General features: G+C 70.3%; 17 protein-coding genes. 8 read left to right on the forward strand and 9 right to left on the reverse strand.

Going from position 1 to position 15370, the window contains the following annotated elements; genetic code table 11:
- Positions 1-9: 9 nt before the first annotated feature.
- The gene (locus ALI144C_RS23855) at positions 10-795 is read left to right on the forward strand and encodes a DeoR/GlpR family DNA-binding transcription regulator (protein WP_076989357.1); all 786 of its coding nucleotides are present in this window, start codon (positions 10-12) and stop codon (positions 793-795) included.
- A 12-nt stretch (positions 796-807) separates the two neighbouring features.
- Positions 808-1623, forward strand: coding sequence for an alpha/beta hydrolase (locus ALI144C_RS23860; protein WP_193441220.1), 816 nt, complete (start codon positions 808-810; stop codon positions 1621-1623).
- Positions 1624-1706: 83 nt separating this feature from the next.
- Here the strand turns inward: ALI144C_RS23860 and ALI144C_RS23865 are convergent, their stop codons facing one another.
- On the reverse strand, positions 1707-2924 hold the full coding sequence (locus ALI144C_RS23865; RefSeq protein ID WP_237774283.1) for an erythromycin esterase family protein: 1218 nt from the start codon (positions 2922-2924) through the stop codon (positions 1707-1709).
- An 84-nt stretch (positions 2925-3008) separates the two neighbouring features.
- On the opposite strand from ALI144C_RS23865, the gene ALI144C_RS23870 reads away from it, so the two are divergent.
- Entirely contained in the window at positions 3009-3596 is a 588-nt protein-coding gene (locus ALI144C_RS23870) for a hypothetical protein (RefSeq protein WP_076989358.1), read from the forward strand.
- Between the two features lie 87 nt (positions 3597-3683).
- Here the strand turns inward: ALI144C_RS23870 and ALI144C_RS23875 are convergent, their stop codons facing one another.
- The 4 genes from ALI144C_RS23875 to ALI144C_RS23890 all read right to left on the reverse strand — a co-directional run bounded on the left by ALI144C_RS23875 (position 3684) and on the right by ALI144C_RS23890 (position 7902).
- A complete protein-coding gene (locus tag ALI144C_RS23875) occupies positions 3684-5264 on the reverse strand; it encodes an alpha/beta fold hydrolase (RefSeq protein ID WP_083753323.1) in 1581 nt (526 codons plus the stop codon).
- Positions 5265-5385: 121 nt separating this feature from the next.
- The gene (locus tag ALI144C_RS23880) at positions 5386-5772 is read right to left on the reverse strand and encodes a VOC family protein (RefSeq protein WP_076989360.1); all 387 of its coding nucleotides are present in this window, start codon (positions 5770-5772) and stop codon (positions 5386-5388) included.
- A gap of 57 nt (positions 5773-5829) precedes the next feature.
- Positions 5830-7626, reverse strand: coding sequence for a glutamine--fructose-6-phosphate transaminase (isomerizing) (gene glmS, locus ALI144C_RS23885; RefSeq protein WP_076989361.1), 1797 nt, complete (start codon positions 7624-7626; stop codon positions 5830-5832).
- A gap of 15 nt (positions 7627-7641) precedes the next feature.
- The gene (locus ALI144C_RS23890) at positions 7642-7902 is read right to left on the reverse strand and encodes a hypothetical protein (RefSeq protein ID WP_076989362.1); all 261 of its coding nucleotides are present in this window, start codon (positions 7900-7902) and stop codon (positions 7642-7644) included.
- Positions 7903-8042: 140 nt separating this feature from the next.
- Between ALI144C_RS23890 and ALI144C_RS23895 the strand changes: the two genes are divergently transcribed.
- Genes ALI144C_RS23895 through ALI144C_RS23905 form a run of 3 tightly spaced genes read left to right on the forward strand, consistent with a single transcriptional unit; the run spans position 8043 to position 10282 of the window.
- Entirely contained in the window at positions 8043-8840 is a 798-nt protein-coding gene (locus tag ALI144C_RS23895; protein ID WP_168211330.1) for a class I SAM-dependent methyltransferase, read from the forward strand.
- Positions 8841-8887: 47 nt separating this feature from the next.
- Positions 8888-9415: a SigE family RNA polymerase sigma factor gene (locus tag ALI144C_RS23900; RefSeq protein WP_076989606.1), complete on the forward strand. Its 528-nt coding sequence runs from the start codon at positions 8888-8890 to the stop codon at positions 9413-9415.
- Entirely contained in the window at positions 9416-10282 is an 867-nt protein-coding gene (locus ALI144C_RS23905; protein WP_076989364.1) for a hypothetical protein, read from the forward strand.
- Between the two features lie 22 nt (positions 10283-10304).
- On the opposite strand, the gene ALI144C_RS23910 is transcribed toward ALI144C_RS23905, so the two are convergent.
- Positions 10305-11693, reverse strand: a complete 1389-nt coding sequence (locus ALI144C_RS23910; RefSeq protein WP_202819044.1) for an FAD-dependent oxidoreductase — start codon at positions 11691-11693, stop codon at positions 10305-10307.
- A 70-nt stretch (positions 11694-11763) separates the two neighbouring features.
- Here ALI144C_RS23910 and ALI144C_RS23915 point away from each other — a divergent pair, with 70 nt between their 5' ends.
- Complete coding sequence (locus tag ALI144C_RS23915; RefSeq protein ID WP_202819045.1) at positions 11764-12390, forward strand: TetR/AcrR family transcriptional regulator C-terminal domain-containing protein; 627 nt, start codon at positions 11764-11766, stop codon at positions 12388-12390.
- Positions 12391-12430: 40 nt separating this feature from the next.
- Here ALI144C_RS23915 and ALI144C_RS23920 read toward each other — a convergent pair whose 3' ends face one another.
- Positions 12431-13429 carry a sodium:calcium antiporter gene (locus ALI144C_RS23920; protein ID WP_076989367.1) on the reverse strand — a complete coding sequence of 333 codons (999 nt, stop codon included), beginning with the start codon at positions 13427-13429 and terminating at the stop codon, positions 12431-12433.
- Positions 13430-13720: 291 nt separating this feature from the next.
- Between ALI144C_RS23920 and ALI144C_RS23925 the strand changes: the two genes are divergently transcribed.
- Positions 13721-14086, forward strand: coding sequence for an ArsR/SmtB family transcription factor (locus tag ALI144C_RS23925; RefSeq protein WP_076989368.1), 366 nt, complete (start codon positions 13721-13723; stop codon positions 14084-14086).
- Between the two features lie 56 nt (positions 14087-14142).
- Here the strand turns inward: ALI144C_RS23925 and ALI144C_RS23930 are convergent, their stop codons facing one another.
- Together ALI144C_RS23930 and ALI144C_RS23935 are read right to left on the reverse strand one after the other, a co-directional pair.
- Complete coding sequence (locus ALI144C_RS23930; RefSeq protein ID WP_237774284.1) at positions 14143-14439, reverse strand: Lrp/AsnC ligand binding domain-containing protein; 297 nt, start codon at positions 14437-14439, stop codon at positions 14143-14145.
- A gap of 29 nt (positions 14440-14468) precedes the next feature.
- Positions 14469-15347, reverse strand: a complete 879-nt coding sequence (locus ALI144C_RS23935) for an alpha/beta hydrolase (RefSeq protein ID WP_076989369.1) — start codon at positions 15345-15347, stop codon at positions 14469-14471.
- Positions 15348-15370: the final 23 nt, after the last annotated feature.

Here is a 15370-nt window from a genome sequence, read left to right on the forward strand (position 1 = left end):
GGAGGAACGATGGCGTCGCACGAGCGATGGAACGCCCTGCTGGAGATCATCGCTCGCGACGGGCGCCTGGAAGTCGACGCGGCCGCGCAGGAACTGGACGTGTCCACCGCGACCATCCGCCGCGACCTCGACCGGCTCGCCCAACAGCAGATGGTCACCCGCACCCGCGGCGGCGCCACCGCCAACAACGTCTCCTACGACCTGCCGCTGCGCTACAAGACCGCGCGGAACGCCACCGAGAAGGACCGCATCGCCCGCGCGGCGTCCGCGCTCATCCGCCCCGGCGGCGTCGTCGGCCTCAACGGCGGCACGACCACCACCGAGGTCGCCCGCTCCCTGGCCACCCGCGCGGACCTGCACGCCGCGGGCGGCGAAGCGGCGCTCACCGTGGTCACCAACGCGCTCAACATCGCCAACGAACTCACCGTCCGCCAGCACGTCAAGATCGTCGTCACCGGCGGCGTCGTGCGGCCCCAGTCCTATGAGCTGACCGGCCCGCTGGGCACCCTCGTGCTGGAACAACTCACCCTCGACCACCTCTTCCTCGGCGTCGACGCCATCAGCGCCACCGCCGGGGCCACCGCGTACAACGAGGGCGAGGCCAGCATCAACAAACTCATGGTCGCCCGCGCCCGCCAGGTCGTCGTGGTCGCCGACTCGTCCAAACTCGGCAGGCACGCCTTCGCCCGCATCTGCGAGATCCGCCAGGTCGACGTGCTCATCACCGACTCCGGCGCCGCCACCGGCGTGGTCGCCGAGTTCGCCGACGCGGGCGTCCAGGTCATCCGTGCCTGAGACGAGCGCCCGATGACCCGTGCCAGGCTGGTCCGTGTGCTGATCGCGATCGTGGCCGTGGTCGTGGTGCTGCTCGCACTGGTCTGGCTGCTGCAACGCGAGCTGATCTACCTGCCCGACAGCGACCCCGTCCCGCCCGCCGCCGACGCGCTGCCCGGCGCGCTCGACGTGCGGCTGCGCACCAGCGACGGGCTGGAGCTGGGTGCGTGGCTCGTCCCGCCCGCCCAACCCGGGCCCTACGCCGTCGTGCTCGTCGCCCCCGGCAACGCCGGCAACCGCGCCGGCCGCGTGCCCCTGGCGGCCGCGTTGTCCGCGCGCGGCATGGCGGTCCTGCTCGTGGACTACCGCGGCTACGGCGGCAACCCCGGCAGCCCCAGCGAAGAAGGCCTCGCCCGCGACATCCGCGCCGCCCACCGGTTCCTCACCGACGACCTCGGCGTCCCACCGCACCAGCTGATCTACTACGGCGAAAGCCTCGGCAGCGCCGTGGTCACCGACCTGGCCGCCGACCACCCGCCCGCCGCGCTCGTGCTGCGCTCGCCGTTCACCGACCTCGCCGCCGCGGGCCACGAGCACTACCCGTTCCTGCCCGTACGGCTGCTGCTGCGCGACCGGTTCCCCGTCGCCGAGACCATCCCGCGCGTCCGCGCCCCCGTCACCGTCGTGCTCGGCACCGCCGACACCGTCATCCCGCCCGAGCAGAGCCGTCAAGTCGCCGCCGCGGGCCACGCGCGGGTCGTGGAGATCCCCGGTGCCGACCACAACGACCGCGTCCTGCTCGACGGCCCCGCCCTGCTGGACGCGATCACCCGGCCGAACGAAATGTAGGGACCGCGGGATCGGTCCAGAGACGGGGGTCGTGGCGCGGCAGGTACCCACCCACGGGTCCGTCCCGGGGGACACGCCGACGCTCAGAACGGGATCGTGGCGTCCTGCGTCGCGGTCGGCGTGGACAGCACCGCGTCGAACGCCTCCGCCACCGGCAGCACCGTCCGCGCGCTCTGCGCCCACATACTGTCCACACCGGACACGCCACGCAGGTCGGTCAGCGTGACCCGGTCAGCCAGACCGGCGTCGACCAGCAGCCGCTCCACACTGCCCGGCGACGGCTCCGGCAGGTCCACCATGGACACCGTGAACCCGACCGGGGACGACGCGTCCGGGTAGTGCATCTCCGGCACCCGGGCCGCGGTGTGCGTCACGGCGACCGCACGGTAGTCCGCGCCCAGTTCACGCCCCGCGAAGAACCCCATCGGCAGCGCCGCGACCGTGCCGTCGTAGCTGACCGGCGCCTTCTGGATGTGACTGTTGTGCGCCACCAGCACGAACCGCTCGTGCGGCGCCGCGCGCTCCAGGTGCCAGCGCAGCGAGTCCGCCATGAACCGGTCCCGCACCGACGTGTCCCCGGGCAGGCCCGTGCCGGTGAACAGGCCGTGCAACGCCTGGAACATGTGATCCATGTGCCGCACACCGCGCAACGTCCACGACACCCGCTGCACCGCGGCCTGATCCGACCGCTCGGCATACAGCGACTCCAACGCGCGCATCCGCAACTCCAGCCGCGACAACGCCGTGGTCAACGTGTCCTGCTCGGCCCGCGGCAGCCGCGCCCACCGTTGCGCCGACACCGCCACCGACCCGCCCGTGAACCGGCGGCCGACCTCCTGCGCGGCCGTCACCCACGGCAGCGCCTCCGGATCGACCTGCCGCAGCAGCCGCGCGACCGGTTCGAGATCGCGGTGCACCTCGGTACTGGTCGGGATGTCCACCCCGGCGAACCGCAGCGCCGCGGACCCCGTGTTGTACCGGCGCAGCCAGCGCAGGTACTCGCCGGCCACACCCACCCCGAGCAGTCCACAGTGGTCGGCCAGCTCGCCCGGCGCGCCGCGCAGCCACTCGTCCATCCCGAACCCGTCGCCGAACCCGAACTCCATCGCCAGCACCCGGAACCCGCACCGCTCAGCCAGAAACCGCGTCACCCGCGCCCGCGCCAACGTGAACTCGGCGACAAAATGCGCGCCCTCACCCACCGCGACCACCCGCGCGTCGCCGACGATGTCGGCCAGCGGTTCCAGGTCGTCCAGCGGGCCGTCCGGATCCAGTGTGGCCAGTACCGAATGCGTGATCACCACTCCAACCTAGAGTACGGCCAGGAGCTGTTGTTTCAGAGCCGTTTCAGGGCGGTATCAGGTGCCGGATCCACAGTGCGGGCCATGAAGAAACGAATTGTCGCTGTCACCGCACTGCTGGCCGTGGCCGCCCTGTCGGGGGTCTCGGTGTCCGCCTCGATCCCCAACTCCGTCACCGGCGAGATCACCGGCTGCGTCAAGAACCAGGGTGGCGCTGTCCGCATAGTCGACGCCCAAGCCGGCGTCAACTGCGCCACCGACGAACGCGCGGTCCGCTGGCCAGGCCGCGGCGGCGCAGCAACCCAGTACTTCCAGGGCAACCACGTCAACCTGTCCCACGACGCGAACCAGGAGACCATCGTGCTCGTCGGACCGGTGCTCCCAGCCGGAATCTGGGAGGCCACCATGATCGTCACCGTGGGGAACAACACCGGCCAGCAGGACAACTTCCGCTGCGGCCTGTTCACCGGCTCGGGCGCGCCGATCAACGGAGGGGTCGAGGGCGTCCCCGGCACGTTCGGTGTCGCCAGCCTCTCCGTGCCCGGGCTGGTGACGCTCACCAGCCCGGAAAGGATCAACATCCAATGCCGGCACGACCACGCTCTGCCCGCCGGGCAACTGGTCGCCGCGGACTCATCTGTCCGCGTCGAGCAGGTGACGTCACGCTTCTGAGCTACTGACACAAACCACACAGGTGCCCGGCTGGAGAACTCCAGCCGGGCACCCGCGGCCCGGGATGTCGCCGACCAGGGTCATCGATCAACCCGGCCGGTAAGTGCCGAGGAACGATGTGAGCACGGATGCCGCGTGGTCCACGTTCCCGACGTAGATCGGCTGCATGCGACCTGCGAGCGTGACGAGTTGGGCGTCGGGGATCAACGCCGCCAACTCCCGGCCAAGCTCGAACCGGACAGCTCGGCTGTCCCGGCGGTTCACCACGAGCGTGGGCACCTGAATCGCGGGAAGCAGATCGGTGACGTCGGAGCGGTAGAACATCTCCAGCAGGGACGCCGCCACCTCGACGGTCGCCGAGGCCCGCTGCGTCCTGGCGAATACCTCGACCAGGTCCGCCGGCGCGCCGGGAAGCCAGATGTCCGCGAGCACGCGTGAACCAAGCCCCCAATGTGCTCGGACCAAGGCCAGCACAGACTGCTGGACCTCGTCGCGGGCAAGATCGCGACCGCGGGCGCACGTGCCGTACACGATCAACGACGACAGCGCGTCCGGGCGGGTGGCGGCGTACGCCGCAGCGACCTGCCCGCTCTCACATGTGCCGAACAACGCGAACCGGTCGAGCCCGACGTGCTCCACCAGGGCGTCCAGCACTCCCAGTTCGAACTCGATGGTGAAGTCCGTGCGGGCGCGGTCGGACAGGCCACAGCCGATCTTGTCGTACAGGATGACGGTGTGCTCCCGCGCCAGCAGTTCGACGAACCGGCGAGGGTCCCCGTGGTCCCACAGCAGGCCCAGATGTGAGACCCACCCGAGCAGGCACAGCAGCGGCGGCCCGTCCCCCACCACCGTGTACGCCACGCGGCCCGCGGGCGTCTCGACGAACCGCACTCCCCGCCCCGTCCGGCTGGAGAGGTCAACCGCGGCCACCACCTGGCCAGGCGGATCCAGCTCGGGGTCCTGACGCAACACGGCCGCTTCGAGGTCACGCAGCGCCGGGCTCGGGTCCATGCCCAGTCCGTCACCGAGTGACTGCCGCATCCGCTGATACACAGCCAACGCGTCCACCTGGCGGCCTGTGCGGTACAACGCGAGCATCAGTTGCCGGTGAATGTGCTCGCGGAACGGGTGTTGCTCGCTCAACTGCTCCAGTTCCATCACCAGCTGCGCGTGCTCGCCGAGCGCCAGGCGCGCCTCGGTGAGCGCCTCCACCGCTTCCAGCCGGATCATCGCCAGGCGTTCGGCCTGCCCGCCCAGCCCGGTGACATCGGCCAGCGGCTGATCGCGCCAGAGCATGAGCGCCGCCCGCAGGCACGATGCGCTCACAGCAGGGTCCGCCGACTGCTTGCCCTGCTGGATGAGGCGTTGGGCCACCCGCAGATCCGTGGCCTCGGTACCGATATCGAGCACGTACCCGGGCGGACGTGCCTTGATCGCGGCTCGGTCACCGAGCACCCCACGCAGGTACGACACGTGACGCTGCAGCGTGTTCGCCGCAGTGGTGGGCGGACGGTCACCCCACACGACGTCGATGAGCCGACCAGCACTCACGATCTCGGCCGCGTGCAACGCCAGGACAGCGAGCACCGTTTTGCGGCGGAGACCACGAACCTCCCGCGGTACGCCGTCGACCACGACGTCGACCGACCCAAGAACCCTTACCTGCATGAAACCCCCTCATGCAGGTAATCGTTCGCCGGGCCGGTGGCGTGACCTCACGGCACCCGGCGCGAGGTGGCTCGCCACACAACCAGATCACGGCAAACGGAGCCCGAACGTGTCACTCGACCTACAACGCGGCGAACAGGTCCACGCCGTTGCCGTCCGGGTCCAGCACCATCGCGTACCGCTGACCCCAGAACGCGTCCCACGGCTCCAACTCGCCGTGGTACCCCGCGTCGACCAACTGCGCGTACACCTTGTCCACGTCGGCCGGGCTGTCCGCCTCGAACGCCATCGCCATGCCGTCGCTGCCGCGCCGCGACCAGTCCGGGTGGAACGAGCGGATGGTCTCCTCGGAGTCCCACAACAGGCGCAACCCACCCGGCAACGTCACCTCCACATGCCCCTCGGAGTCCGCCGACGCCGGGATGTCCAGGCCCAGCAGCCGGTAGAACGCCAGGGAACGGCCCATGTCCGCGGTGACGATCGAAAACGCGTTCAGTCGAACAGTCATGGGCCGAACCCTACGGGCACGACATCAAGCCAAGCTTGAACGAAACGGACCCGGCCGCTACTCCACCGTGACGCTCTTGGCCAGGTTGCGCGGCTTGTCGATGTCCCGGCCCAGCGCCGACGCCACGTGGTAGGCCAGCATCTGCAACGGGATCGTCAGCAGGATCGGGTCCAGCTCCGGCTCGTTGCGCGGCACCCGCAGCACCGCGTCCGCCAGACCGTCCGGCAGGTCCGCGTTCGTCACCGCGATCACCGGCCCGCCGCGCGCCTTGATCTGCTCGATCGTGCCGATGTTCTTGGCCAGCAACTCGTCCTGCGGCACCACGACCACACTCGGCATCTGCGCGTCGATCAACGCCAACGGGCCGTGCTTGAGCTCCGCGGCCTGGTAGGCCTCGGCGTGCACGTACGAGATCTCCTTCAGCTTCTGCGCGCCCTCCCGCGCCACCGGCCAGCCCCGCACCCGCCCGATGAAGAACATGTGACTGGCCTGCGCGTACTTGCGGGCCACCGCCGCGACCTCGTAGTCGGTCTCCAGTATCGACGCGATCTGGTCCGGCAACTGCTGCAACGCCGTCACCAGCCGCGTGCCGTGCGCCGCCGACAGGTCCCGCACCCGGCCCAGCCACAACGCCAGCATCCCGAACGACACCGCCATGTTGGTGAACGCCTTCGTCGACGCCACCGACACCTCCGGGCCCGCGTGCAGGAACACCCCGCTGCCGCACTCCCGCGCCACCGCCGAACCGACCACGTTCACCGCGCCGATCACGTTGCCGCCCTTGCGTTTGAGCTCCTGCACCGCGGCAAGGGTGTCGAGGGTCTCGCCGGACTGCGAGATCGCCACGTACAGCGTGTCCGGGTCCACCACCGGGTTGCGGTACCGGAACTCCGACGCCGGTTCCGCGTCCGCCGGGATCCGCGCCAGCTCCTCCACCAGGTTCGCGCCGATCTGCCCCGCGTAGTACGCCGTGCCGCAGCCCAGGAACTTCACCCGCCGCACCGCCCGCAGATCCCGCGGGTCCAGCCGCAGCCCGCCCAGGCGCGCCGTGGCGAACCGCGTGTCCAGACGGCCCCGCAGCGCCCGGCGCACCGCCTCGGGCTGCTCGGCCATCTCCTTGCGCATGAAGTCCGCGAACTCACCCAGCTGGTAGTCCTCGTCGGCCAGGTCGACGGTCTCCGCGCGGCCGCTGGTCTCGAAGTCCCCGGCGCGCACGGTCGCGATCTCACCGTCCTCCAGGTACACCACCCGCTGGGTGTGGCGCACCAGCGCCGCCACGTCCGAGGCGATGAACATCTCGCCCTCGCCGACACCCAGCACGATCGGGCTGCCGTTGCGGGCCACCACCAGCTCGGCCGGGCGCCGCGCGTCCAGCACCACCAGGCCGTAGGTGCCCTCCACGCCGCGCAGCGCCGCCCGCACCGCCTCCTCCAGCGACTCGTGCTGCTCGGCCGCGGCGGCGATCAGGTGCGCCAGCGCCTCCGTGTCGGTCTCCGACACCAGCGGCACGCCCTGCGCCGACAGCTTCGCCCGCAACTCGTCGGAGTTCTCCACGATCCCGTTGTGCACCACCGCGAACCGGCCCGTGGTGTCGGTGTGCGGGTGGGCGTTGACGTCGGTGACCTCACCGTGCGTGGCCCACCGGGTGTGCGCGATGCCCACCACGCCCGGTGCCTTGCCGACCTGCTCCTTGAGCTCACGGACCCGCACCGCGGCCTTGTGCGTCTTCAACCGGCCCCGGTGCACCAGCGCCAGGCCCGCCGAGTCGTACCCGCGGTACTCCAGCCGCTGCAACCCCTCCAGCAGCATGGGAGCCGCGTCCCGATGACCCACATAGCCGACGATCCCGCACATGGATAAAGGTCCCTTTCAGCCGTAGACGATCCGTCGCAGCTGACGCTCGGACAGCTCCGGGGCCGCGACCCGCCGCTCGGTCAGCTCCGCCGCGATCACCGGCCAGATGCCGGCGTTGCCGTAGTGCCGCCGCCGCAGTTCCGCGTGCCTGCGCCGGACGAACTGCTCGGTGGTCTCCGCGTAGTACGCGACCACGTCCGCGATCACCCGTGCCGCCGTCTCCGGAGCCAGACCGGTCGTGGCGACCACGTGCCGCACCAGCTCCGTCTGCGTCATGGCGTCCGAGCCTGACACCAGCCACCCCCGAACTCAACTTCTGTGCCCGAAATCGGGCACAGCTGCGAGGATACTCACGACCGAGTGAACTTGCCCCGCCCCGCTGGATGTCGATCGATCGGGTGCGGACCATCGATCGGATGGACAGGCAGACCGACTCCGGCGCCAGCAACCTGCTCTACCGCCACCCCGAGCTCTACGAAGTGGTCTACGACGGAGCCAACCACGCCGTGGCCAGACTGGCCGAAACGATCATGCGCGACGAACTCGGCCACCCGCCGGCCAGCCTGCTCGACCTCGGCTGCGGCACCGGCCGTGACCTGGAGTACCTCGCTTCCCTCATCCCCGACGTCGTCGGCGTCGACCACCAGCAGGCCATGCTCGACTACGCCCGCCACCGCCGCCCCGACATCGACTTCCGCCTCGGCGACATGCGCACCCTCCGGCTGGAGCGCACCTTCGAGGTCATCACCAGCTTCGGGTACGCGCTGGCCGACATCCACGCCAACCGCGACATCGACCGCGTGATGGCCACCTACGCCGCGCACAGCCAACGCGGCACCCTGCTCATCCTCGAAGTCATCGACCCGCTGCGCACCCACGAACTGCCCCGCAACCTCACCATCGACATCCCCGACCTGCGCGCCGACGCCATCACCGAATACCGCCACCACCACGCCCAGCAACTGCTCGAACAACACCGCACCTGGCGCCGCGCCCACGGACTCGTGCACGACCTGGCCCACCTGCGGCTGCTGCACCCCAAAGAACTCGAGTACTACCTCGACAACCACGGCTTCGAAGTCCTCGGTGCCTACGAACTGCCCGAGAAACACACCGCGGCCAGCGCGTTCGTCACCGCCCGCTACCGCGGCGAACCCACACGGCCCGACGATCCCCGGCGGAGCGTGCAACCCGACGCGTTCCCACGAGCGTGACTAGTGCAGTAACCACGGCACACGACATGACCACCCCCGGGGGATCGATGACCGATCGGGACACCGCGTTCGCGGACTACTTCGCGGCGCGGTCGGATGCCATGCGCCGCACGGCATACCTGCTGTGCGGGGACTGGCACCGCGCCGAAGACCTGGTGCAGGTGGCGTTCACCAAGCTGTACCTCGCGTGGAAGCGGATCGCGCAACGCGAGGCGATGGACGCCTACGCACGCCAGACACTCGTGCGGACGTTCCTGTCCGAACGACGCCTCGGCTGGTTCCGCAAGGAGAACGTGGCAGGCGAACACGCCGACACCGTGCTCAACACCGCGATCCCCGGGCACGGCCCCGAAGACCGGATGGTCCTGCAAGAAGCGCTCAAGCGGGTACCACCCGGCCAGCGGGCCGTCCTCGTGCTGCGGTACTGGGAGGACATGTCGGTCGACCAGACCGCACAGGTCCTCAAATGCTCGACAGGGACGGTGAAAAGCCAGGCCGCGCGGGGGCTGCAGACGCTGCGCGACCTGCTCACCGACCAGATGACCCCGACCTTTGACCGAAAGAGGACCAGGTAGATGAACGAGCAGGAACTGCGCGACGGCCTGCGGGACACGATGGCGGCCAGCAGCCCACCGCCCTCCATGAACCCCACCGAGGCGCTCGACACCGCCAAACGCGCCCACAAACGCCGCCGCGCCACCTGGGCCGGTCTCGGCGCGGGCGCCACCGTCGTCGCGCTCGCCGCGGGCACCGTGTTCGCCCTCACCCCCAGCGGCGAGTCACTGCCGATCGACGCCGCCACCGGCGGCGTTCCCACCCACGGCAACGGCCCCGTCGACACCACCAAGACGACGTGGCCCAACAACCAGCCCGACCGCACGCAACACAACGGACCCCAGGCCGACAAGGCCGCCGGTGTGCTGGCCACCCTCAAGGCGGCGTTGCCAGACACCCTCAAGGTCGACGAGAACCTCACCCACCAGGGCAGCGGCAACAAGGTCACGATGTCCCAGGCCCAGTTCGCGAACTACTACGGACCAGGCAACCAGCAGCAGGCCTGGGAGTACGCGGCCGTCGTCTCGCTCACCCGGGCGGCAGCGCCCAACGGCGGCCACGGACACGTGATCGTCCAGGTGAACCCGCCCGGCAACGAGGGCTCCTCCAGCACCGACGTGTGCACGCTCGCCAGCGCCTTCTGGAGCAGCGAAGGCCCGTGCCAAACCCGTGTCGTGCAGGGCAAAACCGTCGGGGTGACCACCAAGGGTGAGAGGGCCAGCCTCGACAACGTCGCCGCCTACCGCTACGAGGACGGCACCGTGGTCTGGGTCGCCCAGTCCAAGGACGCCTCCTCCAGCCAGTCGACCGGCTCGATGAGCCAGCCGCCGCTGACCGCCGACCAACTCGCCCAGCTGGCGCTCAACCCCGCCTTCAAGGTCAAGTAGAGGGTCACCCTCAAGCGGAGCTTCACACCGCGGCGGTCACGACGGCGGGGACGACCTCACCCCGGGCACACCCGATGTTCCCGAGGTAGGCGTCCACCGTCGCCCGGTCCCGCGTCACCACACCGAGGTAACCGTCCGGCCGGACCAGCACCCACGTGCCCGGCCGGACGTCGTAGGCCCCCACGGGTCCGGTGAACTCCAGCAGGGTCCAGTGCGGGCCGCGGAACAGGTCGAACAGCGTCTTGCCCGCCCACGGGCCGTCCGGTGCCCGGTCCCCGGCCCGCAACGACCCCGGGCGCGGCCGGTCGTCCACCGCCAGCGGGCCCTGCCGGTAGGTCAGCCCCAACTGCCGCTCCTCGTGGCCGCGGGCCATCGTGCGCTCGTCGAGCAGCCGCTCACTGAGCCCCAGCACGTGCGCCGCGATCGGCAGCCGCTCCCGCTCATAGGTCTCCAGCAGCGACACCGGCGCACCACCCAGCACCGCCGCCAGCTTCCACCCCAGGTTGTAGGCGTCCTGCACACCGGTGTTCAGGCCCTGGCCACCGGTGGGCGGGTGCACGTGCGCGGCGTCCCCGGCCAGCACCACCCGGCCGACCTGGAACCTCGTCGCCATCCGGATGTTCGGCCGCCACTCGGTCAACCAGGTCAGGCCGTCCAGCCGGAAATCCGTCCGGCCGGTCTTCTCCCCGACGTACACCACCAGATCCTCGAGCGTCGCCAGTTCCCGGTCCGGGTCGGCGATCGTCAGCTGGAACGAGTCCGTCCCGCCCAGCGGGCACAACCCGATCATCGGCTCCCGCCACAGGTGCCAGTGGTCCCGGTCCAGGCCCGTCACGTGCACGTCGGCGACCAGCACCCGGACGTCGTCGCGGGTCACGCCCTCGAACGGCACACCCAGCAGCCGCCGCGTCGGGCCCTTGCCGCCGTCCGCGCCCACCACGTACGCGAACCGCGCCCGCCCGCTCCGCCCGCCCTGGCTCAGCGTCACGGTCACCCCGTCGGCGTCCTGCTCCAGGCCGACCAGTTCCGTGCCCAGCTCCACCCGACCGCCGAACTGCGCGAGCCGGTCGCGCAGCAACGCCGCCGTCCGCCACTGCGGGATCATCCACGCGTTGGGATACGGCACGTCCGGTGCCGGGTCGGCCCGTTCGCCCAACGCGCCCTGCCACACGATCTCGCCACCCTGGTAGGCGCGCATCGGGGGATAGTCCGAACCGTGCGCGAACACCGCGTCGACCAGGCCGAGGTCGTCGAACACCTCCAGGGTTCGCGGCTGCACCCCGCGGCCACGCGACCCCGCCGCGAACCGCGGCTCCTTGTCCACGATCCGGTAGGTGACCCCGCGCCGGGCCAGGTCCACCGCCAGCGTCAACCCCGTCGGACCCGCGCCGACGATCAGGACGTCCGCCACGACCACTCTCCTTAATACCGTTCAATTTAACGTAATTAAGGATGGCTTAATGCTGTTAAAGTGTCAACCCGTGGCCCTTGACCGCGCTGTGATCGTCCGCACCGGCCTGCGCGTCCTCGACGACGTCGGCCTGGAGGCACTCACCCTGCGCAAGATCGCTTCCGAACTCAGCGTCCAGCCACCCGCCCTGTACTGGCACTTCAAGAGCAAGCAGGACCTGATCGACGAGATGGCCAGCACCCTGCTGACCGACTTCGCCCAGCCCGTCGGCGAGGACATCGGGTGGGAGCAGTTCGCGCTCACCTTCGGCGAAGGCCTGCGGCGGATGCTGCTGCGCTACCGCGACGGCGCGAAGATGTTCGCCGGCACCCACCTCACCGACCCCGGCGCCTACCGCCACCAGGACGACGCGCTGCGGCTGCTCACCGGCGCCGGGTTCAGCCTGGAGGACGCCGGGCACGCCTTCTGGACCATCTACAGCTACACGATCGGCTTCGTCATCGAGGAACAAGCCGTCTACCCACGCCCCGGCCAACGCGACGAGCGCTACGACATCGACCGCCGCACCGAACGTGTGGCCCAGCAGAACGCGCCCCTCGCCGCCGCCGCGAGCCCCGTCCTGTTCGGCGACTTCGACCGCGGCTACACCCGCGGCCTACAGGCGATCATCACCGGCGTCGCCGGTTGGCGCGGCTGACGCGTCAAACACGTACCCGCCGCTCTGCTCACGACACGACTCAGGTGAACACCGGTACCAACGCCACCGCGAACAACGCGTAGAACGCGGCGGCCACCGACAACCGGCGCACACTCAACCGCCCGGACCGCAACGTGACCAGCAGGTACACCACCGCCAGCAACGTCACCCCGCCCGCGATCAACAGCGGCGCGTCCAGCCGCCACGGCGTGAACAACAGACCGAACCCGCTGGGCACCGTCGCCTGGATCATCATCGACCCCGACACGTTCGCCAGCGCCAGCTTCGTCTTGCCCTGCCGCACCCAGATCACCGCGTTCATGATCTCCGGCAACTCGGTCGCGATCGGCGCCAGCAGCAACGCCGTCAACGTCGCCGACAGCCCCAGCATCGGGCCGACCGTGTCCAGCTGCACCACGAACAGCTTCGACGCCGCGAAGATCACCGCCAACGCGCCCAGCGTCTGCGCCACCACCGCCCACGTCGCCGGAGTCGCACGGCGGCGCTGCAGCTTCAACGGCTCCAGTTCGTCCTCGGCGTCGTCGGCGTCCTTCTGGCGCATCTCGCGCACGGCGTACACCGCGTACACGGCGAAGAACAGCAACCCCAGCCACGGCTTGATCGCGAACGCCACCAGCCCGAGCGCGACCTTCACCACGAACACCGCGACGAACCAGGTCTGGTCCTTGGCGAGCTTGTCCAAGTCACCCCAGTCCTGGGTGCCACCGGGCTGCCGGGCGCGGCGGCTGGCCAGCAGGCTCCAGCCGATCACCCCGTAGGCGACCGTGGCCAACGCCAGCGGGCCGCCCATCGCCGCGCCGACACCGATGTCGCGCTGCTCGGGCGTGTCACCGAACGCCACGGCAACGAACGTCACGACGCTCTCCGGCAGGGCGGTACCCACCGCCGCCAGCACGGTGCCGACCGCGACCGTGCCGACCTTCATCCGACGACCGAGCCACTCGACCGCGTTGACGAACCACTCACAAGACAGGTAGATCGCGACCGCACACGCGATCAGCAACACGAAGTGAATCACGGGATCCTCCCGCGCCGCGGGACGACCTCCCCGGAAAAAGCGCACCCCGGCGACCTCGACCCCCGGCGCGCATCCAAGTCATGCGTCCGTCATGGGTCGAAGGTCTCGCCCGCCTCCCGGCACGGGAAGGCCGCCCGGCCGGGCCCGTGAGAGCCAGTATGTCGACCAAGGCGTTGGGGGCTACTCCCCTTCGTTCGAGGACAACCCTGCCCGACGCGACCCCGATTGTCAATCAATTGCGCAAGCGTCAGACTGTGGCGCGGGCCTCCTTCCGGAACAATCTCCCTTGAGATGAGTGAACCCACACCGACCGACGAGCCGACTCGGCCGCAGTTGCAGTCCGCGGCGGGCACGTTCGCACTGCTGTCCGCCCCGACCCGGCTGCACGTGGTCTGGCTGCTCGCCCGCCACGAGTACGACGTCGGCACGCTGGCCGAACGCATCGGCACCACCGTCGCCGCGGTCAGCCAGCACCTGGCCAAACTCCGCCTCGCCGGTCTCGTCGCCGCCCGCCGCGAAGGCCGCCGCCAGATCTACGCCGTGGAAGACCCACACGTGCTGACCCTGGTCGAGCAGATCTTCGAACACATCGCCCCGGACGGCACCCTCGCGCCCGACCCGCCGATGCCCCGCCACCCCACCCGACCCGCGCCCTAGCAGGGCGGGCCTTCACGGCACAGGCGCCGTGGAGGTCCGGCACGACAGCGGTGGTTTCAGCCTCGGCCCGTGGGCGGCTTACCTCGCTGTCCGCCGAGATCCGCACTGAGATCCGCACTGAGATCACGGCGGGCCAGCGGGCTGGAGTACGCCACGCTTGTGGTCACCGGTCCCAGGCCGCTGATCCGCCCGGCCGTCTGCTCCAGGTCCCGCATCGACCGGGCGATCACCTTCAGCACGAAACAGTCGTCGCCGGTCACGTGGTGCGCCTCGATGATCTCCGGCGTACTGGCCAGCAACTCGTGGAACGGCCTGTAGTCGCCGGTCGGGTACCGCAACCGCACCAGAGACACGATCCCGCTCACCGCCCCGCCGCACGCCGTCACGTGCACCTGCTGACCGCGCGTTTCGCGGTGCGGTCGACGCCGTCCACCAGCGTCGGCCACACCCCGCGCGGCAGGTCGTGCCCCATCCCCGGCACCAGGACCAACTCGGCATCCGGGATCGCCCGTGCGGTCGCCGTACCACCCGACACGTGCACCAGCGGATCAGCCTTGCCGTGGATGACCAGCGCCGGGCAGCGCACCGCGCGCAACTGCGGCGCCCGGTCGGCCGCCGCGGTGATCGCGGCCAGTTGCCGCAGCGTCCCGGCCCGGTTGAGGCCCCGGTCGTAGGTGCGGCGGGCACGCACCCGCATGCGCTCCTCGTCCAGGTCGAATCCCGGCGAGCCGATCAGTTTGAACGTCGCCAGCACCGCGCGCACATAGCCCTCACGGTCCCGCGGCGCCTTGCCCAGCAACGACGGCAGCACCCTCGGATGCGGCCAGCCGACCAGCTTGCCGCCGGTCGTGGACATCACCGACACCAGCGACAGGACCCGTGCCGGATGCCGGATCGCCAGCGTCTGCGCGATCATCCCGCCCAGCGACACCCCCGTCACATGCGCGGCGGAAATACCCAGGTGGTCCAGCAACCCGGCGGCGTCGTCGGCCATGTCGGCGATCGTGTACGGCGGTGGCTGCCGCAGCAACGACCCCACCAGCGACACCCGGCCGGTCATCGACTGCGACCGGCCGCAGTCGCGGTTGTCGAACCGGATCACCCGGAAACCGCGGTCGGCCAGCAACGCGCAGAGCTCGTCGTCCCACCAGATCATCGGCCCGCCCAGGCCCATCACCAACAGCAACGGCCGCGCGCCCGCGTCGCCGATGGTCTCGTAGCAGATCCGCACCCCGTTGATGTCCACGCTCGACTCCGCCATTCCCTGATTCTGCGACACCGCGA

The organism is Actinosynnema sp. ALI-1.44, from assembly GCF_001984155.1.
Lineage (GTDB): Bacteria > Actinomycetota > Actinomycetes > Mycobacteriales > Pseudonocardiaceae > Kibdelosporangium.

Bases quoted from the DNA above. Each gene is read 5' to 3' on its own strand.
- ALI144C_RS23855 (WP_076989357.1), top strand. From the start codon at position 10: ATGGCGTCGCACGAGCGATGGAACGCCCTGCTGGAGATCATCGCTCGC.
- ALI144C_RS23860 (WP_193441220.1), top strand. From the start codon at position 808: ATGACCCGTGCCAGGCTGGTCCGTGTGCTGATCGCGATCGTGGCCGTG.
- ALI144C_RS23870 (WP_076989358.1), top strand. From the start codon at position 3,009: ATGAAGAAACGAATTGTCGCTGTCACCGCACTGCTGGCCGTGGCCGCC.
- ALI144C_RS23875 (WP_083753323.1), bottom strand. From the start codon at position 5,264: ATGCAGGTAAGGGTTCTTGGGTCGGTCGACGTCGTGGTCGACGGCGTA.
- ALI144C_RS23880 (WP_076989360.1), bottom strand. From the start codon at position 5,772: ATGACTGTTCGACTGAACGCGTTTTCGATCGTCACCGCGGACATGGGC.
- glmS (WP_076989361.1), bottom strand. From the start codon at position 7,626: ATGTGCGGGATCGTCGGCTATGTGGGTCATCGGGACGCGGCTCCCATG.
- ALI144C_RS23890 (WP_076989362.1), bottom strand. From the start codon at position 7,902: ATGACGCAGACGGAGCTGGTGCGGCACGTGGTCGCCACGACCGGTCTG.
- ALI144C_RS23895 (WP_168211330.1), top strand. From the start codon at position 8,043: ATGGACAGGCAGACCGACTCCGGCGCCAGCAACCTGCTCTACCGCCAC.
- ALI144C_RS23900 (WP_076989606.1), top strand. From the start codon at position 8,888: ATGACCGATCGGGACACCGCGTTCGCGGACTACTTCGCGGCGCGGTCG.
- ALI144C_RS23905 (WP_076989364.1), top strand. From the start codon at position 9,416: ATGAACGAGCAGGAACTGCGCGACGGCCTGCGGGACACGATGGCGGCC.
- ALI144C_RS23925 (WP_076989368.1), top strand. From the start codon at position 13,721: ATGAGTGAACCCACACCGACCGACGAGCCGACTCGGCCGCAGTTGCAG.
- ALI144C_RS23935 (WP_076989369.1), bottom strand. From the start codon at position 15,347: ATGGCGGAGTCGAGCGTGGACATCAACGGGGTGCGGATCTGCTACGAG.